General features: G+C 35.9%; 25 protein-coding genes and 1 pseudogene. 10 read left to right on the forward strand and 16 right to left on the reverse strand.

Annotation, left to right across the window (positions count from 1 at the left end; all coding sequences use genetic code 11):
- Positions 1–275 precede the first annotated feature (275 nt).
- The 16 genes from PY092_RS18370 to PY092_RS18445 all read right to left on the reverse strand — a co-directional run bounded on the left by PY092_RS18370 (position 276) and on the right by PY092_RS18445 (position 17,249).
- Entirely contained in the window at positions 276–1,082 is an 807-nt protein-coding gene (locus PY092_RS18370; RefSeq protein ID WP_275617224.1) for a helicase HerA domain-containing protein, read from the reverse strand.
- Positions 1,082–2,353, reverse strand: a complete 1,272-nt coding sequence (locus PY092_RS18375) for an SIR2 family protein (protein ID WP_275617225.1) — start codon at positions 2,351–2,353, stop codon at positions 1,082–1,084. The genes PY092_RS18370 and PY092_RS18375 overlap by 1 nt, the downstream gene beginning before the upstream one ends.
- A gap of 57 nt (positions 2,354–2,410) precedes the next feature.
- Complete coding sequence (locus tag PY092_RS18380; protein ID WP_275617226.1) at positions 2,411–4,021, reverse strand: class I SAM-dependent methyltransferase; 1,611 nt, start codon at positions 4,019–4,021, stop codon at positions 2,411–2,413.
- Positions 4,008–6,986, reverse strand: coding sequence for an Eco57I restriction-modification methylase domain-containing protein (locus PY092_RS18385; protein ID WP_275617227.1), 2,979 nt, complete (start codon positions 6,984–6,986; stop codon positions 4,008–4,010). Before PY092_RS18385 ends, PY092_RS18380 begins: the two co-directional genes overlap by 14 nt.
- A 2-nt stretch (positions 6,987–6,988) precedes the next feature.
- A complete protein-coding gene (locus PY092_RS18390; protein WP_121666347.1) occupies positions 6,989–7,324 on the reverse strand; it encodes a helix-turn-helix domain-containing protein in 336 nt (111 codons plus the stop codon).
- Positions 7,325–7,596: 272 nt separating this feature from the next.
- Positions 7,597–9,177 carry a type IV secretory system conjugative DNA transfer family protein gene (locus tag PY092_RS18395; protein WP_275617228.1) on the reverse strand — a complete coding sequence of 527 codons (1,581 nt, stop codon included), beginning with the start codon at positions 9,175–9,177 and terminating at the stop codon, positions 7,597–7,599.
- A 5-nt stretch (positions 9,178–9,182) separates the two neighbouring features.
- Positions 9,183–10,214 carry a MobB family relaxase gene (mobB, locus tag PY092_RS18400; RefSeq protein WP_275617229.1) on the reverse strand — a complete coding sequence of 344 codons (1,032 nt, stop codon included), beginning with the start codon at positions 10,212–10,214 and terminating at the stop codon, positions 9,183–9,185.
- 11 nt (positions 10,215–10,225) lie between these two features.
- A complete protein-coding gene (locus PY092_RS18405) occupies positions 10,226–10,606 on the reverse strand; it encodes a BfmA/BtgA family mobilization protein (protein ID WP_275617230.1) in 381 nt (126 codons plus the stop codon).
- Positions 10,607–11,038: 432 nt separating this feature from the next.
- Positions 11,039–11,236, reverse strand: coding sequence for a hypothetical protein (locus PY092_RS18410; RefSeq protein WP_275617231.1), 198 nt, complete (start codon positions 11,234–11,236; stop codon positions 11,039–11,041).
- 12 nt (positions 11,237–11,248) lie between these two features.
- Entirely contained in the window at positions 11,249–11,629 is a 381-nt protein-coding gene (locus tag PY092_RS18415) for a DUF6876 family protein (RefSeq protein ID WP_275617232.1), read from the reverse strand.
- 78 nt (positions 11,630–11,707) lie between these two features.
- On the reverse strand, positions 11,708–12,052 hold the full coding sequence (locus PY092_RS18420; protein ID WP_114491763.1) for a single-stranded DNA-binding protein: 345 nt from the start codon (positions 12,050–12,052) through the stop codon (positions 11,708–11,710).
- Between the two features lie 705 nt (positions 12,053–12,757).
- Positions 12,758–13,951: a hypothetical protein gene (locus PY092_RS18425; protein ID WP_245933871.1), complete on the reverse strand. Its 1,194-nt coding sequence runs from the start codon at positions 13,949–13,951 to the stop codon at positions 12,758–12,760.
- 25 nt (positions 13,952–13,976) lie between these two features.
- A complete protein-coding gene (locus tag PY092_RS18430; protein ID WP_313790240.1) occupies positions 13,977–14,936 on the reverse strand; it encodes a nucleotidyl transferase AbiEii/AbiGii toxin family protein in 960 nt (319 codons plus the stop codon).
- A gap of 137 nt (positions 14,937–15,073) precedes the next feature.
- Entirely contained in the window at positions 15,074–15,841 is a 768-nt protein-coding gene (locus PY092_RS18435) for a DUF6577 family protein (protein ID WP_114491762.1), read from the reverse strand.
- A 338-nt stretch (positions 15,842–16,179) separates the two neighbouring features.
- Complete coding sequence (locus PY092_RS18440; protein WP_114491761.1) at positions 16,180–16,605, reverse strand: hotdog fold thioesterase; 426 nt, start codon at positions 16,603–16,605, stop codon at positions 16,180–16,182.
- A gap of 269 nt (positions 16,606–16,874) precedes the next feature.
- Positions 16,875–17,249, reverse strand: a complete 375-nt coding sequence (locus tag PY092_RS18445; protein WP_114491781.1) for a winged helix-turn-helix transcriptional regulator — start codon at positions 17,247–17,249, stop codon at positions 16,875–16,877.
- Positions 17,250–17,363: 114 nt separating this feature from the next.
- Between PY092_RS18445 and PY092_RS18450 the strand changes: the two genes are divergently transcribed.
- From PY092_RS18450 to PY092_RS18495, 10 genes and pseudogenes are all read left to right on the forward strand, one after another.
- Positions 17,364–17,765 carry a DoxX family protein gene (locus PY092_RS18450; RefSeq protein ID WP_114491760.1) on the forward strand — a complete coding sequence of 134 codons (402 nt, stop codon included), beginning with the start codon at positions 17,364–17,366 and terminating at the stop codon, positions 17,763–17,765.
- A gap of 1 nt (position 17,766) precedes the next feature.
- A pseudogene (locus PY092_RS18455) lies at positions 17,767–18,022 on the forward strand (transposase); the annotation flags it as partial.
- Positions 18,023–18,126: 104 nt separating this feature from the next.
- A complete protein-coding gene (locus PY092_RS18460) occupies positions 18,127–19,137 on the forward strand; it encodes an LLM class flavin-dependent oxidoreductase (RefSeq protein ID WP_114491759.1) in 1,011 nt (336 codons plus the stop codon).
- Positions 19,138–19,179: 42 nt separating this feature from the next.
- The gene (locus PY092_RS18465; RefSeq protein ID WP_275617233.1) at positions 19,180–20,214 is read left to right on the forward strand and encodes an aldo/keto reductase; all 1,035 of its coding nucleotides are present in this window, start codon (positions 19,180–19,182) and stop codon (positions 20,212–20,214) included.
- Between the two features lie 131 nt (positions 20,215–20,345).
- On the forward strand, positions 20,346–20,525 hold the full coding sequence (locus tag PY092_RS18470; RefSeq protein ID WP_275617234.1) for a hypothetical protein: 180 nt from the start codon (positions 20,346–20,348) through the stop codon (positions 20,523–20,525).
- A 10-nt stretch (positions 20,526–20,535) separates the two neighbouring features.
- The gene (locus PY092_RS18475; protein ID WP_275617235.1) at positions 20,536–21,345 is read left to right on the forward strand and encodes a DODA-type extradiol aromatic ring-opening family dioxygenase; all 810 of its coding nucleotides are present in this window, start codon (positions 20,536–20,538) and stop codon (positions 21,343–21,345) included.
- Positions 21,346–21,365: 20 nt separating this feature from the next.
- Entirely contained in the window at positions 21,366–22,019 is a 654-nt protein-coding gene (locus tag PY092_RS18480; protein WP_275617236.1) for a DsbA family oxidoreductase, read from the forward strand.
- 21 nt (positions 22,020–22,040) lie between these two features.
- The gene (locus tag PY092_RS18485; protein WP_114491780.1) at positions 22,041–23,003 is read left to right on the forward strand and encodes a 2-hydroxyacid dehydrogenase; all 963 of its coding nucleotides are present in this window, start codon (positions 22,041–22,043) and stop codon (positions 23,001–23,003) included.
- A 14-nt stretch (positions 23,004–23,017) separates the two neighbouring features.
- Positions 23,018–24,028: an alpha/beta fold hydrolase gene (locus PY092_RS18490; RefSeq protein ID WP_114491754.1), complete on the forward strand. Its 1,011-nt coding sequence runs from the start codon at positions 23,018–23,020 to the stop codon at positions 24,026–24,028.
- A gap of 5 nt (positions 24,029–24,033) precedes the next feature.
- Positions 24,034–25,113 carry a zinc-dependent alcohol dehydrogenase gene (locus PY092_RS18495; protein WP_114491753.1) on the forward strand — a complete coding sequence of 360 codons (1,080 nt, stop codon included), beginning with the start codon at positions 24,034–24,036 and terminating at the stop codon, positions 25,111–25,113.
- Positions 25,114–25,213 lie beyond the last annotated feature (100 nt).

The raw sequence follows: 25,213 nt of genomic DNA on the forward strand, positions 1-25,213 counted from the left end.
TCGCTCAGGGCCTCCAAAACGACCTTGAACTTGAACTCCGATGTAAACTTTCTTCGTTTCATTTGACAGTGAATTTAAGGTTAAAAATTAAACTTAAGCTACTGTCCTAATATTGGGGGGAATTATATACAGCCCACAGAATAGATATAAAAGGAGAATCAATGAGAAGAAAATTGAAAAATAAAAACTAAGTTTAACCCAAGGATAGATCAAATCTGGGCAGTCCATTTGCCATGGTCAGTTTCATCCGGCGAAGGTGGGTCAGTTTACCCGGCTTATCCAGTGAATTCTTTTACATCTTTATCAAAACTCCCGATACAGAAATTTTGCACTTCGATATCTGTATTTTCAGATACTTCGCTAAATGCTTGTTTGTATTCGCCATTTACATCAAAAACAACGAACGTACTACCTACAGCACTATGACTTGATAGTTTATAAATTGACTGAAGAATTGAAGAAATTGTGCAAGATTTACCACTACCAGTATTTCCTAAGACAGCAGAATGACCAGCAAAAAATTTATCTATGTCAATTTTAACTTCATAATCAGGGAATATTGTGGAAGTACCAATTGAAAGTGTTTTATATCGTCTTTTTTCACAATCACATTTTTCTGTGTGTTCGCTTGGTTTTTCGCAAACTATTTCAATTTGTTCTTTAACATTAAAAATCGCATCAAGCTCTTTCTCTTTTATGTAAAGAACGTCTGTGTATAATGCAGGATAGACGCTTACTCCAAATTCAAATTTATAATAATCAGGATTTTCATCAACTGGTTTAAGAGTACCGATAGGAAGTATTTCTAAATACTTACCAGTTGTACTTTTACTTAAAATTTGTTCTTTTGGATTACTGAAAGGTACATTTAACTCTTTTTCTCTTACCCCAGATACTTCCGATACAATAAAGTAATTTTGATAGGGTAGAACAACGTAGCTGTTTAGTTGAGCAAAATAATGTATATCATCAAATCCACTAATATTAAAATTGTCAATTCCACTTAATAGTTCTACAGTAAATCTGTCAGAGTTTATTGCTACAACTTTGCCAATGACTCTTTGTTTGTCTTCTCTATTCATTATCTTGGAAATAGAGTTTTTATAGCGTTATCGATTTTGTCATCAATTTCGTCATTGCTTAAGTCTGGTAATATTTGCTCAATAAAACCTTTAAAATAATGAAGGCTTTCTCCATTTTCCATCTTACCACCTACAATCCAAATTCTTGGGTCATTAAGGGATTTTAGCTTTTTGATTTCATCACTTTTCTCAAAATCTCCAAATACGATTAATCGGAAGGACGGTATTGTAAATGCTTGATAGATAAGATTGTTTATATGCTCGTCACTAAAGCTATATCCAAGAGAAATAAGTATGTTGTTATTTCTCATTAATCTTTTTTGAAACTCTCTAAACAAATCTGAATATGGACTTCCCATACTCGCATTTTGTTTTAGTGGTGTAGGATGTATCATTATAACATCCTTTTTTTTGAGGTTTTCTAAACTTGTTTCTTGAATTTCTTTTACTCTAAAAAGTTTTGTCTGTTCTTCGTCCTGAACCCAGTTTATAGAGCCGTGTATTTTGTATAAGTAAATGAAATTATCGATAACACTCCATTTACCTTGTGACAAATCCATTTTTTCAGCTAGCGCATAATTAAATATGGTTGGATTAAAATATTTTTTTATACCACCTGAAAATCCGTTTACGTAATGTATTCCTAAACTGTCCAGTGCGATTTCAGAGTACAAATCATAATTTGTTGTAAATATGCTTGGTTTTGGAAGATTTGCATTTCTGTACAACAGTTTGCGATAAAACATTTTATAAAGATTTACTAAATCTATGTCGTCTTCATTACTACGTTTAGTCTCATTCAGACATTGTTCTAAAAGGAAATTTCTTGCTTTATCTATAATCCCTTTGACCTTATTAAATTCGTCGGTTCCATTTTGATTGGTGGTTTCATAAAAATATATAAGACTGTGAAGCGTACCTAAAAAAGTTTCTAAATTGTTTTGGAATGTGGTTGACGTAATATCAAGTTTTACATCGTTTTTCAACCAATTTCGTTCATCTTCTATCAGAATGTTAGCATAAAAATTTGTAGCAAGAGGTGCCATTGTTGGTATACCTATTTCTTCCCATTCTTCATCTTTATTCTGAATTTGATAAGAGGAACAGCCAGAACCCAGAAGAAAGGACAGGTTTTTTCCATCAAGAACTTTATTGAAAGAATCTTGTATTTTATTTAGAAGAGCCGATTCACTTTTTTCGTCTGATTTGTCTTTTATTTTCTTTAGAACTTCTTCGTTTCCTTTGTAAAAATATAATTCAGATTCTGCCATTAATAATTTTTGTTTTAGTTTTTCAATTCAGTTAAAAAATTCTCAATTTGGCATTGGCTATTTTTTCCCTCTATTCAATCTTCGGTTAGACAGCTTTTTCCAAATACTATCCGCTAAGTCAATTTCTTCATCAGTCAAGCCATAATTTTCTTTTAATATTTTTTCGTTAGTAATTTTCAGTAATTCCGAAATGTCTTTCTTTTCACGAATCATTTTGTCAATAATCGGCAGTAATTCCGAATTTTTTTCGCTGTAAGGCAAGAGAATTCTTTCCACTTCGTTAGGCATTAATTCCAAAACTCCACCACCGTGACTTCTTCCACAAATCTCTGCAAAAGCAAATGATAGAGAATTGTAATAACTAGCAGTCAATGCTTTTATGTCAGCTTTTTCTTTAACGGTTACTCTGTGCATAGTATCCGTTGTAAAAGCTTCTGCTTCGTTAATTATTAATTTTGGATACTTATTGTTTCTCCGAATAAACAATGCGTCTGATATTCTTTGAGAAGGCACAATTTGCCATTCATCACGTATTCTACATTTATAACCTTTGTGTATTTTATTTTCTTCTCCCCAAGCAATGTAATCCCTAGCTCCAATTGAGCCATTTAGTTCGTCCATTTTTGGAAATGATAAAAAGTGTGTTCGTGCTTCCGAGTTTCTGTTTTTAATCCAATCTTTTTCTGTGAAAATCGCACTTGGAACTTGAACACTTCTACCAACTAATGGTTTTGCATACTTTTCTAAATTGTAGAATTGTACAATAGAAAGCGGAACTGTGAAAAATGGATTTGAACCTGTTGTAATACCGACCTCTACTTTTGCGTATTCTTTAAGTCTTGGAATTATTTTGTCGTTTTGAAGCTTTTCTAAAAAGTCAATTTCGTTTTGTTCAAGGAAATAAAAAGTCCATTTGTTGGATTTGAAATCAATTTTCTTCTTCGGGCTTTTTAATTTTGATACATCTAGTTTTTCAAGTTCTTCTGCATCTTTCAATTCTAAATGTTCAATTAAATGTGTTTTAGAGTTATTTTTCTCACACAACAAAAGAACTACTTCTTGTTGAATGTCTGGAAATACCAACTTTTCAAAAGAAACAATGTTTATTTTATTATAAAAATGAGCTAAAAACTCTCGTAAAGGTTGAGCATACGAAACTTGTAGTATTTCGGCTGGCAATACAAATCCAATTTTCCCTTCTTCTTTTAAAAGTAGGGAAGAGCCAACAACAAACGAAACCCAAGCATTTGTTAGTTTAGAATACTTTAGTTTGGCTTTGTCGAAAATCTGTGAAGCAAATTCTTGTTGTTCTTTGTCAAAATATTGGTAGCGAATGTAAGGTGGATTTCCGACTACCAAATCAAATTTTTGTATGGTGTTAATGCAGAAATCGTGAAAATCGGTATTAATAACGTTGGTCTTGTCCAAGCCAATTTTTTTAGACTTTTCAGCTTCAACTTTATCAAATTCTATTGCAGTTACAGAATTATATTCGTAATCTCCTTTTTGTATTTCTTCAAGAAATACGCCATCTCCACAACTTGGTTCTAAAATATCAAGTTGTTTGTTACCGTTAAATGCCCATTTTAAAACAAATGATGCAATTGGTTCAGGTGTATAGAATCCACCCCTTAATTTTTCTTTTGATGCTTCTTTAATTAGTTGCATAAATTTCAGAAATTAAAGGGATATTGCTATCAGCTTCTCCCAAGTTAAACAAAGTTTTAAGTGTATCGTCAAGCTCCGTTTTTAAACTGTCGAACTGACGTTGTAAAGGAATTAAGGCTCTTTTATTTCCATTATTTTTATCTATTTTCCCTTGAACATCAATTAATTCTTTTTGAATTTTTGCGATTTTATCGTGAATATTTTTCTCTGATTTAGTCTTAAAATCAATGATTCTTATAGGTAATTTTTTTAGCACTTTTGTGCCTCGTGCGATATAACCGCCTCTGAATACTTCTCCAATTAGTGCAGAAAACCACTCTAGATATTTAGAGTTCAATAAAGCTTGAATGTAATAAATAGAGTACGGAAAGTCATCAGGTAATGTAATCATACAATAACCTGCTGTACCACCTGATGATATTAAAGTACCGAAGTAGTCAATTGCATATTTATTGCCTTGTGCTAAAACACCAACAATAATTTTCGCAGGTACATCACATTTGTCTAGACTTTGATGTCTGCCATATCTGTACCATTCATTTTTGGTCTGAGGTTCAGGTTTAATGTCTCTTTTATCATTATCAAGTTTATCCTTGTAGTGATTTAAAAACTTATATGTTTCTGGATAGTTTGCTTTTAAATCATCAATTTCTACAAACTCAATTCCCTTTTTGGTTTTTAAGTAAGGATAAATAACAAATGAATTTGGTAAAAATGGGCGATAAGTATATAAATTATCTTCTCCGCTAGAAGTCTTGAAATATGGTCTAGTTAATATTTTCTCAACTTTCCATTGAACACCATCTTTTTTGAAATAAAGAAAGTGTTTATCTTCTTTTTGTATCGAATGGATATAAACGTTATTGGCACTTGTTTGAATTCCATTGTAAATATTTTCAGAACCAATAAGCTCCTCTAATGTCTTAGATTGTGAAACGATTGATATATAAATTGGTTTTAAAATACTTGGATAAAGCACCCAACCTTCTGCTTCTAAAGAGTCCATCTTAAATTCGTCAAAATGCTCCTTCCCAATATTTCTTGTTTTCCAATTTTTGATTGAGTTTACCTCAAGGTATTTGAGTTGTTCTAGCTTTTCTTTTTTGAGAATTAAAAGGCAAGTGTATGTCGTCTTGTTTTGGAAAACTTGATTAGCACCAAAGGATATTATTTGTTGAATCGCTTTGTTGTCAACAAGTAATTCTCTTAACTTTTTACCAGCACCAACTTTGGCAAATTTACTAGGTACGATATAGCCAAAATATCCGCCATCTTTTAGAAGTTCTAAACCTCTTTCAATGAAAAGAAAATATTTATCAAATTGTTTGTAGGATGAATCAAATTTTGACTTATAAATGGGTAATTCAAGAGGCGTAAACTCTTTCATATGCTCTGTTGCCATATAAGGCGGATTGCCTACAATTACGTCAAAACGAATTTTGCCAAAATTAAAAGGATTTATTTCATCTTGATTTTTTTTGTTTGTTTCCGCTGTCTCAATTAAACTGTTTCCAAACTGAATATTTTGGTCAAGAGTTGGTAATGCAGGTATTGTTATCGTTGCATTATCTTCATTTTCAAGAAGTTTCAATAGTAAACCAAATTTACAGGCTTGAACTGCATTGTAATCTTTATCAATTCCAAAAATGCAACTTTCTAATACTTTCTTTTTTAGGGAAAAAGGCAGTTTATACGTGTTTATTGATGTCTGAATTAATTTTGTGGGGTCGTTTACCAAATAGAAATCGACAATTATATCTTGCAATAATTGATAAGTTTCCAGCAAAAATGCTCCTGAACCACAAGCAATGTCTGCCAATGAAGAATTTAAAATTTCATCATCATTTTTGTTTTTGCAATACTCTACAACTGTTTGCCTTAAAATATCTTGAATAATAAAAGTTGGTGTTGTAACAATATCTCTATCAACATTTTCAGGTTTCTTTTTTAAGAGAATTTGCCCGTTTTCTATAGCTAGTTGTTCTCCAAGAAATATTTCATAGATGTTCCCTAGAATGTCCGAAGCAAAAACTGAAAAGGAATAAGTACTTTCAGGGAAATATAAATCTTTGATGATTTCCCAAAATGCAGAAGAGCTATCAGAAACTACTTTTTCGGTTAACGGTTGATTAAATAAGCCTGCGTTATATTTTTTGTCTGCTTCTTTGAATTTTTTGATAAGCGAAGCGAAATCATTATTTTCTGCAAAGTTTAAAAGCATTTTATAGGTTTCTAAATTTCGGTCCTCACAAACTCTTAAAAATATGATACTATTGATATAAGATTGTACAATATCGTTTAATTCTTCAATGCTTAGTTCAGGTTTATGCGAGTAAATTTCTTTACCTAAAACGATTCGCCATTCGTTAATATGGGAAAGGAATAAATCATCTACACTTGAAAGTTTTAACTGTTCTTCAATTTCTTTCCAAGTTTCATCAAATTCTCCAGAATAAACAGCTTGGTTGCTTAGTTGTTTTTTGATTTCCTCAAAAGCTGACTCATATTCTGTATAGTGATAAAGATTGATTCTAGATTTCGTTACTGCATCATCTTTTCCAACTTTTTGTGAGCAATCATAGATTGCCAAATATTCAAAATTTGATAGAACTGAAATTTTAAGTTTTGCGGTAAAACCATATCTACGTATTTGCTTTGCAGGTTCGTTATCGTTTTCAATTTTTACGTTTGGTTTTTTGGCTTCTAAAAAGAATTTTCGCTCTGAAAATAGTCGAAAAGTATAATCAGGCTTTTTTGTGTTAGAACTAGCATCTGCTTTTAGTCCTTCTTCAACTAAGACTTCACGTTCGTTAGTTGGCTTTCCAGTCGAGTTTTTAATATCCCAACCAAGCATTTCAAATAAAGGGTCAAGAAAATCAGTCCTAAGCTGAGTTTCGTTGTAGTCCGCTTTTAGGTATGCGTCTCTATTCGAATGATATTTTTTAATAAGGTCTTTAATGTTCATATTTATTTCAAGTCCAATGAACCTTGTTTAAGATTCTTATTTTTTAAATATTTAATTTTTTCTTCTGCCACTTTCAGGATTTCATTGGTATTTTCTTCTTCAATAATCTGATAAGCTACTTTGTCGCTAAAAAGAATAAGTCCAAGAGTTTTTTCCTCAATTCCGAACAATTCCGCCAACACTGGAAGCATTTCTTTATTAGCACTTCTTTCTCCACGTTCAATTTTCCCCAATGTTGATGGGTCAATGTCAAGTTTTGATGCAACTTTTCTTATCGGAAGATTTTGGTCTTCCCTCAATTTCCGCAAGTACTCTCCAAACGATTGTTTCGTATTCATTTCCTTATATTTTTCCTGAAAATATATTCAGGACAATAATTGTCCAAATGTAGTTATTTTTTTTGGGTTCCAGTGAGAAGAGTGGTGGGAAACTTAAGCTTTTTTGAGCGTTGGATTTAGCGTTGGCTAAAAACAAATGTGTTTGAATATGCGGTTGACTTTTCAGCTTGCAGGTATAGATATATCGCCACTAAATAAACTTATATCACGTAAATTTTTAGGTATAAAGAAGCTTATTATGTCATTCCGCTTTGAAGATTTATACTTCTCCATCACTCAAAAATAGCCCGCGCCTCATCATAAACCCGCTCAAAATTAGCCGCTAAATCCGTCTGAGAAAATTGCTTGGATTCTTCAGGAAGTTGCCTTTGAATTCGGGCTAATTTAAACTGCACTCTCTTATCCTTCCCATCAGCATAGGTTATAAACTCGCCTTGCCTTAATCTAAAAAACACATCTGCTCTAATTTTAGGGATTTCCTTTTCGCCTGTGGTAATTCTTGTATCAAAATCGAGATTATGGCCACGACTGATGCTTTTCGTAGGGTCTTTTATAATTTCAAAAAAGCGTTCATAATACTTTGCCGTGTCTGGGTCGTTGACCTTGCCAAAAAACTGATAGGATAGATTGCTTAAAATAGCCTTACTTGCCTTATCGCCATACATCATATCATTTTGAATTTTGTCCTGCATCACATAAATAGTAGCGATGTCATAACTTCTGAGCGTTGCCGGAATTCGGTGCATATTCAATAGGCGAATCGTAGGTGCTTCTTCCATCAGCAAGAACGACGGTCTGGAATTCCGCACGCTCATTTGTTTGGAAATGGTGTGAATAATTGTGGCGATAACTGGCGAATAAGAGGTTTCATATTTTGGATTGTTCACTACCGAAATGATTGCAGGATTTTCCTCACTATTGATATTCAATGGCACTTCGTCTGCGGATAGTGCCATAAAAATGCGCTGTGTGCTTATTCGTTTTAGCGCATTGGCCAGGGTGCTTTTCACACCTGCGGTCTGACGTTCGGAATCCTTGCCGCTAATAAATGCATCTGCCATCGCTCTTGATGTGGTGTTGGTTTCCAGAAACTGAATCAAACTCTTAGTATCGAGAAATTGATAAACCGCAATTAAATGTGGCAACGTGCAAAACTTGGGATAGTCTGTTTTCAGTTTCCAAATCAAACCACCAATCAATCCTTCTGCAGCATCGTTAAAGAATTTTGTGGTTCCCGTAGTTCCACTTTCTCTTTGCTCTAAAAGGTTTTCGATTAATACACGTGAGACTTCGTTTACGCTTTCCTCGTTCTGTAAATAACGTGGCGCAACAGGATTTACCCTGTGGATGATTTTATCGAAGGAAATGACCTTAAACGGAATATCTCTATCCTTAAAAAGAGGATAAGCCATTTCGGTAAGCTCAAAATCCTTGTAGTCGTGAATAATTCCGCAGAAACCTTCTTTTTCAAAATGCTTTAGAAATCCATAGACAACGCTTTCGGTCTTACCACTTCCCGCAGAACCGATGATGGATGCACCACGTTTGATGTTATCCAATTTGAAATTCCCTTTGGTCGTGGCAAAATTGACCTGATACTTTCTATCGCCATTATGTTCTTTTTCAGCTTTATGAAGAAAAACATACAACCCTATATTAATTAGCATTTGAGGACAAACTAAATAAAGTAATATAAATATCAATTCATTTCTTTCGGACAAATAGAACACGAGAACTGAAAGCAATATGCTATTTAAAAGAAACGCATATTTTGATATCCGAAACATTGCATAGAAAACGGTACTGGCCAAACCAATAACTGAAAGTGTCGTTATAAGATTGTCTATCTGCATACTCATTAGATTCCGATGGAACTTGAGTTAATGGCCACTTCTGCGCCACGTCTTAACCGTTTGAAAACTCGAAGTGCGATTTGTGTTTGAGTAACTGGAATACTTGGCACTATCGGCAATCCTGATTTACTTATCATTTTAAAAGCCAATGCTTTTTCATTGGCAGGTAATTTCATCAAAGCAGCGAAATATAAATTTGGATTCTTCAAAAAATCTTTTCTCGCTTTGTAGGTCTCGGCAAAGTTGCGTTTGTATCCAAAAGTCTTGTCGAAGGTTTTTTCCGCTTTCGCGAAAAATGTATCTCTATCAAAACCACGCTTCACTTTTTTTCCGTGCATCTCTACTTCGGATGCTTTATGTTTACTTCCTGGGGAAAGGCTTATAGAATTTGAAGCATCCTTTCTGCTTACGATAATATGGATATGACTTTGGTTTCCATCTTTTGGCATTCCCTGGACAATGCGTTTTCCATTTTGTTGATGTGGCGCTTGGCGTTCCAGTTTGGCAATTTCCTTTTCCATTTTTTTGATATTCCCTTCGGCTCGTCCTTCTTGAATATTTCGGATATCCGTTTTGAGCTGAAGTATTTTTGAAGCGTAAGGTTGATTCTCTTTAATCTGAAAATCTGTGCCCTTAAATGTTCTCTGATGTTCAATTTTAGCATAGTACTTTATGTCATCGATTGATATAGGTCGTCCATTTATTTCCCGATTGAAACTGGCAACATAATCCTTCATCAGCTCACGAGTGTAAGTTTTTAAATCTTGGCTATTGTTCTGAAGTTTTCGTAATTCATACTTCGATGGGCTGACCGTAATCGAATAAAACTTGGGTTCTTTCTTTTTCAATTTTGCGGTGTTTCCATCGATTTCCTTTACCACTTCTTCAGCGGAAATCTCGTCACCAAATTGATTGAAAAAGTGTTCCATATCTCGTTGTTCTAAACCTTCATTTTCTTTCTCTAAATAGCCTACAAAATCCGCTGAACTTTGGCTATAATTACCACCCCTTTTTTGAGCTGTGATTGTGATATACATAGTTCAAATATTTATAGCTGATTACTTGGATTTTGCTTTTCGCAAAAGCGGACTTCTTTCTTTTCTTTGGCATATTTCTTTTCAACAATTAGCGGTTTTTTGGTCGGTTCTTCTGTTTCAAAAAGGGATTGAATCATCGCCACCGTGGGTTTGGTCTGTGTCTTTTCAACATCTCGCATTATTGCAATAACTGCATTGATTCTTTTTAAAAGTTTTGCTTCGATGGTTCGCCCTGTTGGTCCTAATTTTTCCTTTGGCGATATTTCGTTGTAGAAGAAAAAATCGAGCATCGTGGACATTGCCTCGGTGTGCGATTTGAAGTAAGTGCGTGAGAAAGTTTGGAAACGTTTTGCGGTTTCCTTTTTAAATCTAATTCCAATAAATGAGTCCATATTTCGCCGATTTGTCGCAAAATCTTCCCTAAAAATGGGCGTTTACAGCCCGTTTGTCGCAAATCGTTGATTGCCAAGAATTTAAAATATATTCAAATCGCTGATAGTCAGCTATTTGAAAACGAAAAGGAATCCGAAACATCGCGCAGCGTGTTACCCTCTTGCTATTCCTTTTCGTCACGCGCAAGCGTGACAAAAATCCATACAATCCGGCTAAAAAGCCGATTGCCATTTTCAGGGAAAATGATTTTCCGATATGTTATTTTTCGATGTGTACGGTTATCGGCGAAAGTCGAAAAGTGGATAACCCTACTTAAATTTGAATGCTGAATTTCAGCGATATAAAGATACGCTTTTTTTTGACTTGATATTAATTGCATACAAAAACACCTCTAAAATTTTAGAGGTGTTCGATGCTCTATTTTAATGGTGCTACATATTGAAAACAAAATTATAAGTGTATAAGTTTTTAATCATTTCCTCGTCAATCAAGTTTTCATAATTTGCACCAGTCTCTTCCACATATTTTTGTATGGATTCCCCATAAAGATGTGTTACGTGTTCTCTCGAAACCTGTAAAAGTTCCTCTTGTTTTTCCTCGCTCAAATCTTGAAATTTTATATAAATCATCGCTTCAAAATTTTAGTATTCGCTCGGTAACATCAGCGTATCATTTACAAAAAATAACCGCAGTTCATCGAGTGGAAAATCGGTTGCCCTGTAACCGTGTTTTTCCAAAATTTTGTCGTTGCCATCGCTGTAAGTTATCTCGGCTTCATAACCAGAATAATCCTGTTTTTCTTTAGGCAATCTTTTGAAATCGATTGTAATAAATTCGCTTCGGTTCATCAGACTTTTTGCGATTACGGACGTGTCCGTAATGAGCCAAAAACAATCTGCCACGTTAGCAAGGTATTTTAAACCGTCTGTAACACGTGTTCTTAACAATGGGATTTGATAGAACATTTCCGTTCCGTGAAAATGTTGCAATCCTTCTTTGATTCCGTTAACTTGTGCTTTCATTGTTTTGCTTTTTTAAATTAGTGAATAATGAAAAAGAGGGCGCAACTTCTCACGGGAACGCCCTCTTTATTTTAAGATTTACTTGTCGACTTTGCTTCCAAGTAATAGAATTTCATCGGCTACAACTTCCGTAACATAACGTTGTTCGTTATCATCATTTGTATAACTTCTGGTTTTAAGTTTTCCCGATATTCCAACTTCCTTGCCTTTTACAACATACTTCTCTACAATTTCAGCAGTTTTACCCCAAGCTACTACGGTATGCCAATTCGTGTCCGTTTGCTTGTTGCCTTCTTTGTCCTTGTAATACTCATTCGTTGCAAGTGAAAAACGGGCTACTTCCTTTCCGCTTTCAAGTTCTGTGATTGTTGGTTCTTGTCCAACGTTTCCAATTAACTGTACGTGATTTTTAATAGTACTCATAATAAAAAGTTTTGTGTCTGCTTTGTTACAGACTGGTTTATATTTCCCCTATTTGATTTAAACTGAATTAAATTTTAAGGGGTGTTTGTTCTTTTCTTCTGTGCACCGCACAATGGATAGAGTGGGTTTTGTCAAGACTTTTCGGGAATAAATCAGGTGTGTTTGCGACGTAGTAAAACCCTTGGGTTTTCAAGGAAGTAGAAACATTATTTTTCACTAAAACTTGTATGGTCTTTACAAGTTCCATAAGGGCATTAGCAATTCTTTTAAACGCAGTTGCGTTTGAGCGTACCGACAGTTAAGCGAAATAAGTAACTGTGTTTATATTAGAATTGGTTATGTCGTGCCTGTTTTTCGACGCCCCGAAAAACAATAAAGGCTTTATCCATTATAAACACCTTAAAATGTGTAAGGCAGCGGTTCGGTTTTTAAGAATTTTCGAGTGAGGACTCAAGAAGACCACGCCGAAAATCCTGTTAAGAAAACCGGAGTGATGACTTTCCGTTGAAAAGCGGACTTGATTCACAATTTTGGTTAGGAAATGAAGTGTTCCTTCCCAGCATAGCGGAAAGGGTTAACGAAATGGAAAACTAAAATTGGGGATTGTGTCCAAGACTTGTGTAGTGAAGCTCTTTTCCTGAAATGAAGCTTTTCGCGGAATGTAAGCGAATGGGCTAAACGGTAATTTGAAGAAGATTAGTCAAATTAATAATTGATTCCAAAACCATTAAAATCCTTTGTTGAATATTCTGAATTACTGGACTGTTTTGGGTTTTCAAAATATCCAAGCTCTTGCTGAATTTCTTTAGCTTGCTTAATAAAATCATCAGTTAGTTCAGGAATGTGATGATAACAAATGTCATACACGCTATCGTCTTTCCCGTTCGACCCAATGCCTATTCCTATGACCGTATTAATAGAGGGATTTAGGTACCGAGCAACTATGCATCTTAACTCTAATTCATCTTCCTTTAAGTCCCAATTTTTTTGAGTTAGAGACATCAAAACGTACATATGTTTGGCATCTTTCTGTGGAAGTAACATTCTTCCTTTTGACTTCCTATTGATAGCATCGTCAAGAGCTAAACCTAACTCGGCTCTATGTACTCTATCTTCTTGGTTTATTATCCGTATTGCATTTTCTAAATCTTGAAGTTCTTGACTGTCTGTTTCGTCTTTAATATGATACGTATGTAATTGCGTTATCATATAATCCCAGATAAAACTTGGTACAATACGTTTTTTCCAATCGCCATAACCTTCGGACTCAATATAACTTTCCCACAATCCACCATCACTAGCTATTGTGTCAACTGGAAAGTCAAATTCAAGACCAGTTTGAATATAAAGCGCAAAAAAATCGGTTTCTTCTGGAAGCAACAGATGGTTTGACACAAGAAAGTTTTCTTTTGCTATTAAATATCTTGTGAAATCAGTTATAGTATCAAGTTCACTAATAATTGTTGCAGTCGATTTTTCATCGAATACGTGAACAAAGCCTCTTTTATTCATTCCCATTGGTAATGGAAAATCATAATCACTTCCAAATGCGATTGCGATTCTATAAATAGTCCGTTTTTTTCTATCTGGTAGAGTAATTTTTGTAACACGGTTTTTTAATTTTACTTGGTCAACATTTTTTAAAAATCTTTCTGCTCCATAAAGTTGTTTAATTGAGTCTTCCACAGCCTTTTTGACCCATCTTGTATATTGAATTGTCTTGTCTTTGTGATTTGAGACTTTGATGTCATTTACAGAAATTAAAATGATTGTTTTACCACAAACAACAAGTACATCACATAATTCCTTGTCTTTTTTGCCCAAAGGATTTGGGAAGCTCCAAAATGGTAAAAAAGATTTCTTACATAAATTGGCTACATATTTTTCTGATGGTGTCATTAAATCTTAATTAATTCATTTTATCTCATAATAGCTCCACAGCCTTAAACCAATAATAAAATATAGATTTATCTGGTTGTCGTTTCATTTTGTTTAGGAACGTCCAATCTGCTTTTTCAATAGGGAGCTTGCTTAGGTCTTGTCCTTCGTAATATTCGATTTCTATTATCTCATCTTGTAACAATATAGCATTCAAATAAGCTACTCTGGCGGAAGCAGCGAGTGCTTCTTCTATTCTGAAATTTCCTGTCATTAAAAATGCACTACCGAAACTGCGTATGCCCAAATTCAAATCGGCAAACTTCGTTTTTGTTTTATCAGTTAAGTTTCGTTCCCGTCTTGCGAGAATCGCACAGGTATTTATGGCATCCCAAAGCACATCTGTTTCTGTTAGATTTCTTTTATTGAAATTTTTGTCAGAACTGCGATAGGATAGTTCCGCTTTCGCGAAAGCGGAAAAGCTTGCCTTAACAATTGTCATATCTGTAATATTCTCAAACAACTTGCCTAAATCGAATAATTGCTTACAAATTTCCATTGTAAATAACCCGTCGCCCTTGTAATATGGAATACCAACTGTTTCTGGCGCAAATGCAGTAAGCTTGTCGCCACAGATTGCGTTTATGGAAGGTGTGGTAACTGAAGTTATAGGTTCAGCAATCGATATCCAAGAAATGTCAACTGCGGATTCTATAAGCTCTGGATAGTGTGCGCTGTCAAAAAGAATATCCAGAAGAATCGTTCCTGGAACGTTCGGGTTATAAACCGAATCAAATTCAAAAGTGTAATGTGCCTTTGGAACGCCTTCTTTGTAACTTCGACGCTCGTTTAAAGTGTGGCTTTTAAAATGTGAATTGGCAACAACTGCATCAAGAATCGTTTCCAATGGTTCACGCTTTACACTCGAAATAATATCGATATCTATTGAAAACCGATTGCCCTCTTTTAAGTAAAAGTACAAGGGATGTTCCGCCTTTAAAGACAAAATCGAGTCCTGCTAACTTTAGATGTTCTAACAAGGAAAGCGCGTGAACCATTTTTTCCAGAATGGTCACGTTAATATTTCTATGCTCTTTTTTTGTTTTGAAAGAATCTAGCCATTCTTTTGTAAAACTTGTATTTTCAATCATTGATTATATCCTCTAAAATATATGGTAAGTGGTTATTCATAAATTGCTTTATTTCTTGCTCTTTTTTGCGCCTTTTCGCATAACTAAAGAGTTTTGTGAAATTAATACTGTATCGTTCTAGAATCTTTTCGTATATATTGACAAGTTCTGAACCTTGGTAAAAATGAAATAGGTTTTCATCTGCAAACAAGTCCACCATTATCTTTTCAAGTGTAGCAACAGGAACTGTGTTTTTTTTGTCTCTCAGTTTACTTATTGGTGCTCTTGTAACAAGACGTTTTATGACTACCGGAACAGTACTTTCAGAAATATAAAACTCAATTTCCTTTTCATCTGGATTCAGGAAAAAATCCATACGCAAAGAATCATTGAGATAATAATAAAGTGATTCGGTAAATTCTTTTTCCACTTCCACAATAATCATTTGATTGGATGTCTGGTGCTGCGTAAATTCATTGAGCCATTGGTTTTCCCATACACAATATATGATATCCTCATATCTGTCATTTGTTTTTCGGATTATTTTGAGGATGCTTTCTGTTAGATTGGGCTTGTATTTTGGTTTATATGAAATCACATAAAGCCCACGCCCAATAGTCTTAATAATGTCCTTTTTCTTCAGGTCATATATTCGCCAACTAAAGGTGCTTTCCTTCAAGTCTGGCTCGAAGTCTGAATAGAATTGAAATAGCTCGTCCCTATCAAACGAACTACGTCCTTTAAATGCTTCTATAAGTCTATTTTCTATAACTTTTGGCATAATTGTCGTATCAAAACTTTGCCAAATATACAAAAAAGTGGTAAATATTTGAAATCTAATTATTGCCACTATATCTACAAAGTGGTAAATATTTGAATTGAGTAGTATCTAGGAAACCTTACAATATGAGTAGTTACTGGTAGGATTGACATTATAGAAATCGTAAGCTTTTAGAGTTCTGTCAAAGATTTTTCTAAATAAACTCTTTTTCTAAAATGTAGTTTTATGGGAAATGCAGGGGAATTTACTGAGTGGGTTTAAATTGTTGATTTAACTTATTTGAAGAAGTTTTTCTAATTGGTCAATCTTTTCATTTACTTTTACGAGTAACTACTATCTTATTTATCTATTCGTATAAAATTATAGACGCCTTTTCCTTCTGCTATTAACTCATCGTTTTGGAAGGCTTTCATTTTTGTTACAAGTATTCTATTACCTAATCTAACGATTTTACCTTCCACAATTATGGGTAGTGCTTCTGCTCCTTTTAGATAATCTATTCTTAAATCAATAGTTGCTAGTTTATCTTCAAAAGATGTAAAATGAGTGCCGCCTGCCATTCCCCCTACAGAGTCCATTATTGTGGCAATAATACCACCGTGCCATCTGTTTTTTCTAATATCTCCTACGACTTCATCCCTAAAAGGAACACTTACTTTTACAAAACCTTTTTCAAGAATCAATAATTTTAATCCTAAAAATTTGTGGATTGGGATACCATCTTCAATTGTCTTTTTTAAAAAATTTATGTTTTTTTCAATCATTTATTTTGTCATTATATTTAAGTTTTTCTAATATGGCGATTTTTTAAATCACTTATTTTGGTTACATATCAATTCTTTTAGTCAACTTATTAGTGGATGAAACCCTCTTTTCCAGTCGATACAAAAACGATCCCCTATTCCAAATTGAAACGCTACGTCTTTTGCTTGTGCAGCCCTAAATTGTTACTTGTTTTTTCATCTGTAATGTTTTTACGCAGGTTATAGAAAATTAAATAAACCAATTAACAATAATATGACCAGAACTCTTACTACACACGAATTGAATTATCTTTTTCAGACGTATCTCCAAAGATTTCCTTTCTATGATTGATACCCCAATTTTGCAATTCTAAAATAACTTTTTTCAGCGTTTTGGAATGTTCTGTAGGGGTATATTGTGTTCGGACAGGGAAGCCATTTAAAACAGTTCTAATAATCAACTGATTTTCTTCCATATCTTTCAATTCCTTTGACAAAACTTTGGTACTTAACTTTGGAATACTCCGTTCTATCTCTCTAAAGTGCTTGTTTCCTTCCCAAATCGAAATTAGAATTAAAAGTTTCCATTTCCCACCTATTATATCTAAAGTGTCCCTTACCGGTAACAAAGCGGACATACACTCTTTGTGTTCTTTTTTTTTCATCTCATTTAATTTAATGATTACCTTAAGGTAACTGGTTACTAAAAGGTAACTGATTACCAACGGTAATCAAAAATAGTTAAATTTGATGTACTATTAACCAAAAACCATCTAAAAATGAAAAACAAGATTCTTACAGTATTATGTATCCTATTCGGGTTAATGATGATTAATTCAGGGTTAAATAAATTCTTCAACTATATGCCTATGCCTGAAATGTCTGAAGAAATGATGCAAATTATAGGAGCATTTATGACAATAAAATGGATTTTTCCGCTTGTGGCAATTATTGAAATCATTGGAGGTGCTTTAATAGCGATCCCGAAAACAAGAGCACTGGGAGCCTTAGTTCTTCTTCCTGTTATGGTTGGGATAATTGTCCATCATTTAGTACACGACCTAGCTGGTATTGGAATCGCATTAATATTATTCGCAATTAATATTTGGGTTATTGTTGCCAACTGGAATAAATATCAACCAATCATAAAAAGTGAAAAAAAGGAAAGCCTAAACAAATAAATATGTGAACATAAAAGTGGAGACACCCAAGAGAAAAAACCAAAAGGACTAGAAACCACAATTCTATCCCCTCAAAAAATATAGAAAAAGGATCGAAACGTTGTTTTCCCAACTTTGTGGCCAGTTTTATGATAGGGCGCAATTACGCCAAAACTTTTCAAGGGTTTAAAACGAGGGTTTTGGTCAAGATCACAACCCTTACAACCATACGATATTTGAACAAATCTATTTTCAAAGAAACATATATTTGTGTCTGAATAAGAGGTACGGTAACCTGTCTAAACTGTCAGATGATGAAATAGTTAATAATCACAAATGTTATGGAACCAATTAACGTATATTATATTGATTAAATAATAAGATGGGGGAAATCAAATTAAGCATACTCGATCAATCGGTCATTAAGCCTGATGGCAACGCCAAAGAAGCCATCAATGAAACAGTTGCAACGGTTAAACTGGCCGAAAATTTAGGCTATAGCCGCTTTTGGGTATCTGAACACCATAACTCTGCACTCATTGCCGGTTCTACACCCGAAGTGCTGATGGTGAAGCTGGCCGGTGAAACCAGCTCCATCCGTATTGGATCAGGAGGCATTATGCTGCCTAACCACAGTGCTTTGAAGGTTGTTGAAAATTTCAGAATGCTCGAAGTTCTTTTCCCTAATCGCATTGATTTAGGCATTGGACGGGCTCCGGGCACCGATAGGGTTACCTCTTCAATTCTTAACCCTTCCAATGATTTTAGCGAAGCAAGTTATTTGCAACAGTTGGAATATATGCAGCATTTTTTTCGTGATACCGCAGCCACAAGACAAGGTTCCTTACTTGCAACGCCACAATCAACAACAATCCCGTCACAATGGATATTGAGTTCAAGCGGGGGAAGCAGTTTAATTGCCGCTAAATTTGGGATGGGTCTAAGCATTGCCAAATTTATAAACGGTTTTGTCAGTCCCGAAGTGGCAGAAACATACCGGAAAAACTTTAAACCATCAATCGAAAATACTGAACCTCAGGTAATGGTCGCCATTCAGATGGTTTGTGCCGAAACCGAAGAAAAAGCAAACGAAATGCGGAAGTTTATTGATTTTGTTTTTTTGCAATTTGAAAAGGGCAATTTCAATAATTTTAAAGATGCAAACCATATCAAGAATTATCGTTTCTCCTCCCTGGAGCAACAAATAATAGACAGAAACAAAGGGCGCATCATTTCGGGAACGACCGATGATGTGAAAGAACAGCTCATTAAATTATCAAACGATTTTGGAACCGATGAAATTATGGTTACCTCCATGTCTGTTGATTATGGAGCGCGCAGGAAATCATTTGAATTATTGGCAAACGCATTTGAGTTAAAGCCTGCTATATAAATCTACTCATTTTAAACAATTAACACTAAAAAACAAAAAAACATGAAGTACAGACAATTAGGAAAATCAGGTTTGATGGTATCGGAACTTTGCTTGGGAGCCATGAGTTTTGGCGGCGAGGGCTACTGGAAAGTAGTCGGTAATCTGGATTACCCAGCCAGCAAAAAAATTGTGGATATGGCTCTTGATGCCGGCATTAACTTTTTCGACACGGCAGATGTATATTCCCACGGTCAATCTGAAGAAATTCTGGGCAAGGCACTAAAAGAGAAACGCAACGAAGTAGTGCTTGCCACCAAAGTAAGGGGACGGATGAGCAAGGACATCAACGATGTGGGCCTGTCTCGCAAACACATTATTGAGAGCTGTAATAATAGCCTGAAGAGATTAGGCACAGACTACATCGACCTTTATGTGATGCACAGTTTTGATCCTATTACCCCGCTTGAGGAAACTTTGGGCGCTCTATCGGATTTGGTGCACCAGGGAAAAGTGAGGTACATTGGCGCCAGTAATTTCACGGCATGGCAGTTAATGAAAGCTTTGGCAGTATCGAAAGAAAATCATTTTGAAAAATTTGTATCACTTCAAGCTATCTATTCGTTGATTTCCAGGGATGTGGAATATGAATTGACTCCGCTGCTCGAAGATCAAGGTTTGGGATTGACTCCATGGTCGCCGCTGGGAGGTGGTTTCCTAACAGGAAAATATAGGAAAGACAAACCCATGCCCGAAGATTCCAGAAGAACCAAAGAAGAAGAACAAAATTTTATCCCGATAGATATGGAAAAAGGTTATGTTATTGTAGATGCCCTGGAAGAAATTGCCAACAATCACAACGCGAGCATTGCGCAGGCAGCATTAAATTACCTGCTCAGAAAACCTGTGGTTTCCTCTGTCCTGGTAGGTGCCACCAAACCCCACCAACTGGAAGATAACCTTAAAGCAACCGAATGGGAAATGAGTGCCAAGGAAGTAAGCCAACTGGATGAATTAAGTAAATTAGACCCAATTTATCCACATTGGATGTTGCAATTCACTTATATGGACAGAACCAGTACGGAAAATTTCTTTTAATTGTAATTGTTTGGCTAACCGAATCCCCCCGAGTCCTTGCCTTGGGGTATTCATTAATTGAAACAAATCACTGGCGTAAAATGAATAACAGGAATATTCAAGATGAATTTCAAAATTTAAAACCTTATGACATGAGCTTGTACTTGGATTCATCTGTTTTAGGCAAGCAACAGAATTACATAGATGTACAATATTATTTTGATAAAATCTTCAGCGGTTTTAAACCTGCTGCAATGAACGAAAACAATTTAAAAACGATGCTCGACCCGCTAATTAGCTGGGGAACCGCACTGAAAGCGATAAGAAAATAAGCGAAACAGAATGGGAAAGTTACCCGTATATTTTATACCTCATGGTGGAGGTCCGTGGCATGTAATAAAAAATGCCATGGGTGACCCTATTGGCTATGGTCAATTAAGGGAATACCTTAAAAATTTTGGTGAGCAATACAGTCAAAAGATAAACGCGATACTTGTTGTTTCAGGACATTGGGAAGAGGATTTGCCAACGCTGCAATTCGGTTCAAATCCACCTTTGCTGTATGATTATTATGGTTTTCCTGAATCCACATATCATTTAAAATGGCCAGCTCCAGGTAATCCCGAATTGGCTGAACGGATTGAAAATCTGTTTAAAGCAAGCAGTTTTAAAACAAAAAGAGACTATAAAAGAGGCTTTGACCATGGAACGTTTGTGCCTTTGATGATTGCTTTCCCTGAAGCCAATATTCCGGTGGTTCAGCTTTCGCTAATCAATTCCCTTGACCCTGAAACGCATATAAGTCTTGGAAAAGCGCTTGAACCTTTACGAAATGAAGGTGTATTGATTATCGGTTCGGGAATGAGCTACCACAATATGCGCGGGTTTATGTCGGAAAGTTCTTCGGCAGCAGGTAGTTCAACACAATTCGATGACTGGCTTACCCAGACAGTTGAGATAAATGATACTAAAAAACGAAATGAAATGCTCATTAACTGGAAGAATGCACCAAAAGCAAGAGAAAGCCATCCAAGAAGTGAACATCTGGCTCCGTTGTTTGTAGTTGCCGGTGCTGCTGGCAGTGATAAGGGCTCCCGTGATTATTCGGGATTGCTCATGGGAATTAAAGTTTCCGGATATAAGTTTGGCTGATTGATAAAAATTAAAATAAAATGGAAGAGATAAAAACAGAAGAAAACATCCCCGTGACCATAGAGTTTTTCCATGATGTGCTTTGTGCATGGTGTTATGCCTTTTCTCCCCGATTAGAAAAATTGGCGCAGCAATTTCCCGAACATGTTTCAATTGTACATCGGGCATTTGCTTTAGCTCCATCAACAGACGGAATAGAACGAATATTTGGGTCAAAAGAACAGGGAAAGAAAGAGATATTAGAACATTGGCGTCAAGCCAACCTCAATGATGATGAACATAGAATGAACCCTGATCTTATGGCGTCCAGGGATTTCGATTATCCTTCTTCTACTCCCGGTTTGACCGCATGCAAAGCTGCCGAACTTCAAGGTGGAAACCTTGTGCATGGCAGAATGTTCGACCGCGTTCAAAAAGCACATCTTACCGACTGCCTTAACATTGCCGATTTTGATACACTGAAAATGTGTGCCAAAGAAATTGGGCTTGATGTGGAACAATGGGAAAAGGATTATGGCAGCGAGAAGGTAAAGCAATCGCTAAACGAAGATTTTCAGCAGGCACGTATGTATGGAGTAAATGCAGTGCCCACTATTGTGGCCAATGGTAAACATAAACTGAGTGGGGCGCAACCCTATGCCGTTATAGACGAATGGATTAGAAAATTAATCTAATGCTTCCAAAGAAAAATGCTTATGAAAATAGTAATAACATTTAAAACATTTCCTGAACAAAAGAAATTAATGAAACAATTTTCAGGAAACGGTTTGGAAACCGTCTTCCTGGAAGATAGTCCAAAGGAAATGATTGCGGATATTGTTTCAACTGCCGATATATTGTTATCCTGGAATCCGGAGAAAGAAGGATTGTACAATCATGCGGTTTCCTGCAAAAATGTAAAATTTATGCAACTTCTTTCCGCCGGATACGACCATGTTAATCTGGAACGTTTCCCGGATTCCATGAAAATAGCTGCAAACCAGGGTGCCTATGCCGAACCCATGGCGGAACATGCCCTGGCAATGATACTTGCCCTGAGCAAAAGATTGTCAATCTATCACAATCACCTGTCTGATGGAATATTTAATCAACTAAAAAGCACGACCAAATCAATGAGGGGTTCCGTCCTGGGAATAATTGGTTTTGGTTCCATCGGGAAAGCTACGGCAAACTTGATGAAACCGCTCGGGGTGAAGGTATTTGCCATCAATACCACAGGCAAGACCAATGAAAAAGTTGAGTTTATCGGCACCCTTAACGATTTGGATTTTGTACTTAAAAATGCCGATTCCCTACTTATTTCCTGCCCGCTTAATGAGCAGACAAATAATTTAATCAACAAACAAAAACTGGATTTAATGAAACCAAACGCCGTTTTGGTAAATGTGGCAAGGGGACAAATAATTAATGAGAAGGAATTATATGATCACCTGAAAACCCATCCCGACTTTTACGCCGGTATAGATGCCTGGTGGGTGGAGCCCTTTAAATACGGTAAGTTTGAACTTCATTTTCCTTTCTTTGAACTGCCCAATATTCTGGGCTCGCCACATAATTCGGCCATGGTAGAGGATGCCATGATAATAGGGACAGAAAAGGCTATCGATAATGTTAAACTTTTTATCCGGGGAGAAAAAGTCAGCGGACTGATCCATTAATAAAATCAAGCTATATGACAATAGATAACATAAAAATAAAATTAACCATTGCACTATTAGGTTTTACGCTTGTTTCCTTTTCTCAGAAAAGTGATTTAAAGTGGCTGGATGTAATGCTTGCTAACTACGAATACCCATACAAGGTGGATTACATTAACCTGAACATCCAACAGCAGGATTTAAAAATGGCTTACATGGATGTTAAACCGGCAAACTATAACGGGAAAAATATAGTTTTGCTGCATGGTAAAAATTTTAATGGCGCATATTGGAAAACCACTATTGAAAGATTGACACAAGAGGGTTTCCGGGTGATTGTGCCCGACCAGATAGGCTTTGGCAAGTCGTCGAAACCCGAAAATTTCAACTATACATTTCAGCAATTGGCTCTCAACACAAAACTTCTATTAGACCATCTTGGCATCATAAGAACCAGTGTATTGGGACATTCCATGGGAGGGATGCTGGCTACCCGTTTTGTGTTAATGTATCCTGAAGCAACGGAAAAATTAATTTTGGAAAACCCAATCGGGTTAGAAGACTGGAAAAAGACAGTTCCCTATAAACCGGTGGACTGGTGGTATCAGGTTGAGCTGGATCAGACGTATGAAAAAATTAAAAGTTACCAGTTAGAAAACTATTACGATGGTAAATGGAACCCCTTGTATGACCAATGGGTTGATCTTTTGGCCGGATGGACACTGAATTCTGATTATCCAAAAATTGCGTGGAACGCGGCCCTCACCTTCGATATGATTTTTACGCAACCGGTTCTCTACGAGTTTGGAAATATCAAACCTCCTACTTTGTTGATTATAGGCACAAGGGATAGGACAGCATTGGGCAAGCCATTGGTGAGCGAAGAGGTGGGAAAAACGATGGGACTATACAACCAACTTGGAAAAAGTACGAGAGACAAAATTCCAAACGCGAAATTGGTTGAACTTGACAATGTGGGTCATTTGCCTCACATTGAACAATTTGACAGGTTTATTTCGCCATTGATACAATTTATTAATAAATAAAAATTATGAAAGCAGCACGTTTATTTGAATTAGGAAAACCTCTTCGGGTTGAAGAGGTTGCAATCCCAGAATTGAGGGACGAAGATGTTTTGGTGGAAGTAAAAGCCACTTTTATCGCACCTTCCATGAAAGATATTACGCAACCTGGCGGATCGTTTGTCCGCCCTACTTTGCCAGCCATTTTAGGTTCGGATGCAGTAGGCAACATCTCAAAACTTGGCAAACATGTGAAAGGGTTGAAAGAAGGTCAAAAAGTTTGGGTTAATTCCCTCTTGTATTACCCGACCGATGAGTTTGCCTTGAAAGGACGGGAAGGATTGAGCGAGTCCATGGCTTTTCAGGGAATGTTTACATTTAACCCAAACAATGTGCATTTGATGGACGAATACCAGGGCGGATTTGCAGAATATATCAAGGCGCCTTCATATAACATCATTCCCTTGCCGGAAAATTTTCCGGTTGAACATGCGGTACGTCTCGGCTATTTGGGAACGGCGTTTCATGCCTTAAAAAGAGCTCATGTTCATTACGGGTCAACCGTTTTGATTAATGGCGCCACAGGAACTGTAGGAACAAGTGCCGTTCTGCTTGCTCTGGCGATGGGAGCTTCAAAAATAATTGCCATTGCCAATAAAAAAGACAGGCTTGAAAAAATCAAGCAAATCGAGCCGGCCATTATTGAGACACTTTCACTTCAGGATGGCGAAGTGACGGGTAAAATAAAGGAACTTACCAACGGGCAGGGCGCTGAATCGTTTGTGGATTGTTTATCTTATGTAGATACTTCTTCCACACACCAGTGTTTGTTCGCTGTAAAAAAAGGTGGCACAGCCGTTTGCATTGGCGGTGCAACAGGAAATATAACCGTCCCTTATTCATTTTTGCTGGGAACCGAAATTAATATTACCGGGTCGCTTTATCTACATTCATATGAAGCGAATGAAATGATCAGCATGGTTAATTCCGGAAGGTTAAATCTTGATTTCTTAGACACAAAGGCTTTTGCACTTGAAGAAATTAACGAGGCAATTGAGTTGGCAGGTTCAAGGATCGGTGGGTTAAACACGGTATTGGTTAAAATGTAAAAACAGATGAGATTAGTTTGATTTAAAAGATTTTCTACAAAACTAACGGGTTCTGTTTTTTAGAAAACTCAAATAAAACAATTTTTAGGACCCACCATTA

Source organism: Flagellimonas yonaguniensis (assembly GCF_029193885.1).
Classification (GTDB): Bacteria; Bacteroidota; Bacteroidia; order Flavobacteriales; family Flavobacteriaceae; genus Flagellimonas; species Flagellimonas yonaguniensis.

Bases quoted from the DNA above. Each gene is read 5' to 3' on its own strand.
- PY092_RS18370 (WP_275617224.1), bottom strand. From the start codon at position 1,082: ATGAATAGAGAAGACAAACAAAGAGTCATTGGCAAAGTTGTAGCAATA.
- PY092_RS18375 (WP_275617225.1), bottom strand. From the start codon at position 2,353: ATGGCAGAATCTGAATTATATTTTTACAAAGGAAACGAAGAAGTTCTA.
- PY092_RS18380 (WP_275617226.1), bottom strand. From the start codon at position 4,021: ATGCAACTAATTAAAGAAGCATCAAAAGAAAAATTAAGGGGTGGATTC.
- PY092_RS18385 (WP_275617227.1), bottom strand. From the start codon at position 6,986: ATGAACATTAAAGACCTTATTAAAAAATATCATTCGAATAGAGACGCA.
- PY092_RS18390 (WP_121666347.1), bottom strand. From the start codon at position 7,324: ATGAATACGAAACAATCGTTTGGAGAGTACTTGCGGAAATTGAGGGAA.
- PY092_RS18395 (WP_275617228.1), bottom strand. From the start codon at position 9,177: ATGCAGATAGACAATCTTATAACGACACTTTCAGTTATTGGTTTGGCC.
- mobB (WP_275617229.1), bottom strand. From the start codon at position 10,214: ATGTATATCACAATCACAGCTCAAAAAAGGGGTGGTAATTATAGCCAA.
- PY092_RS18405 (WP_275617230.1), bottom strand. From the start codon at position 10,606: ATGGACTCATTTATTGGAATTAGATTTAAAAAGGAAACCGCAAAACGT.
- PY092_RS18410 (WP_275617231.1), bottom strand. From the start codon at position 11,236: ATGATTTATATAAAATTTCAAGATTTGAGCGAGGAAAAACAAGAGGAA.
- PY092_RS18415 (WP_275617232.1), bottom strand. From the start codon at position 11,629: ATGAAAGCACAAGTTAACGGAATCAAAGAAGGATTGCAACATTTTCAC.
- PY092_RS18420 (WP_114491763.1), bottom strand. From the start codon at position 12,052: ATGAGTACTATTAAAAATCACGTACAGTTAATTGGAAACGTTGGACAA.
- PY092_RS18425 (WP_245933871.1), bottom strand. From the start codon at position 13,951: ATGACACCATCAGAAAAATATGTAGCCAATTTATGTAAGAAATCTTTT.
- PY092_RS18435 (WP_114491762.1), bottom strand. From the start codon at position 15,841: ATGCCAAAAGTTATAGAAAATAGACTTATAGAAGCATTTAAAGGACGT.
- PY092_RS18440 (WP_114491761.1), bottom strand. From the start codon at position 16,605: ATGATTGAAAAAAACATAAATTTTTTAAAAAAGACAATTGAAGATGGT.
- PY092_RS18445 (WP_114491781.1), bottom strand. From the start codon at position 17,249: ATGAAAAAAAAAGAACACAAAGAGTGTATGTCCGCTTTGTTACCGGTA.
- PY092_RS18450 (WP_114491760.1), top strand. From the start codon at position 17,364: ATGAAAAACAAGATTCTTACAGTATTATGTATCCTATTCGGGTTAATG.
- PY092_RS18460 (WP_114491759.1), top strand. From the start codon at position 18,127: ATGGGGGAAATCAAATTAAGCATACTCGATCAATCGGTCATTAAGCCT.
- PY092_RS18465 (WP_275617233.1), top strand. From the start codon at position 19,180: ATGAAGTACAGACAATTAGGAAAATCAGGTTTGATGGTATCGGAACTT.
- PY092_RS18470 (WP_275617234.1), top strand. From the start codon at position 20,346: ATGAGCTTGTACTTGGATTCATCTGTTTTAGGCAAGCAACAGAATTAC.
- PY092_RS18475 (WP_275617235.1), top strand. From the start codon at position 20,536: ATGGGAAAGTTACCCGTATATTTTATACCTCATGGTGGAGGTCCGTGG.
- PY092_RS18480 (WP_275617236.1), top strand. From the start codon at position 21,366: ATGGAAGAGATAAAAACAGAAGAAAACATCCCCGTGACCATAGAGTTT.
- PY092_RS18485 (WP_114491780.1), top strand. From the start codon at position 22,041: ATGAAAATAGTAATAACATTTAAAACATTTCCTGAACAAAAGAAATTA.
- PY092_RS18490 (WP_114491754.1), top strand. From the start codon at position 23,018: ATGACAATAGATAACATAAAAATAAAATTAACCATTGCACTATTAGGT.
- PY092_RS18495 (WP_114491753.1), top strand. From the start codon at position 24,034: ATGAAAGCAGCACGTTTATTTGAATTAGGAAAACCTCTTCGGGTTGAA.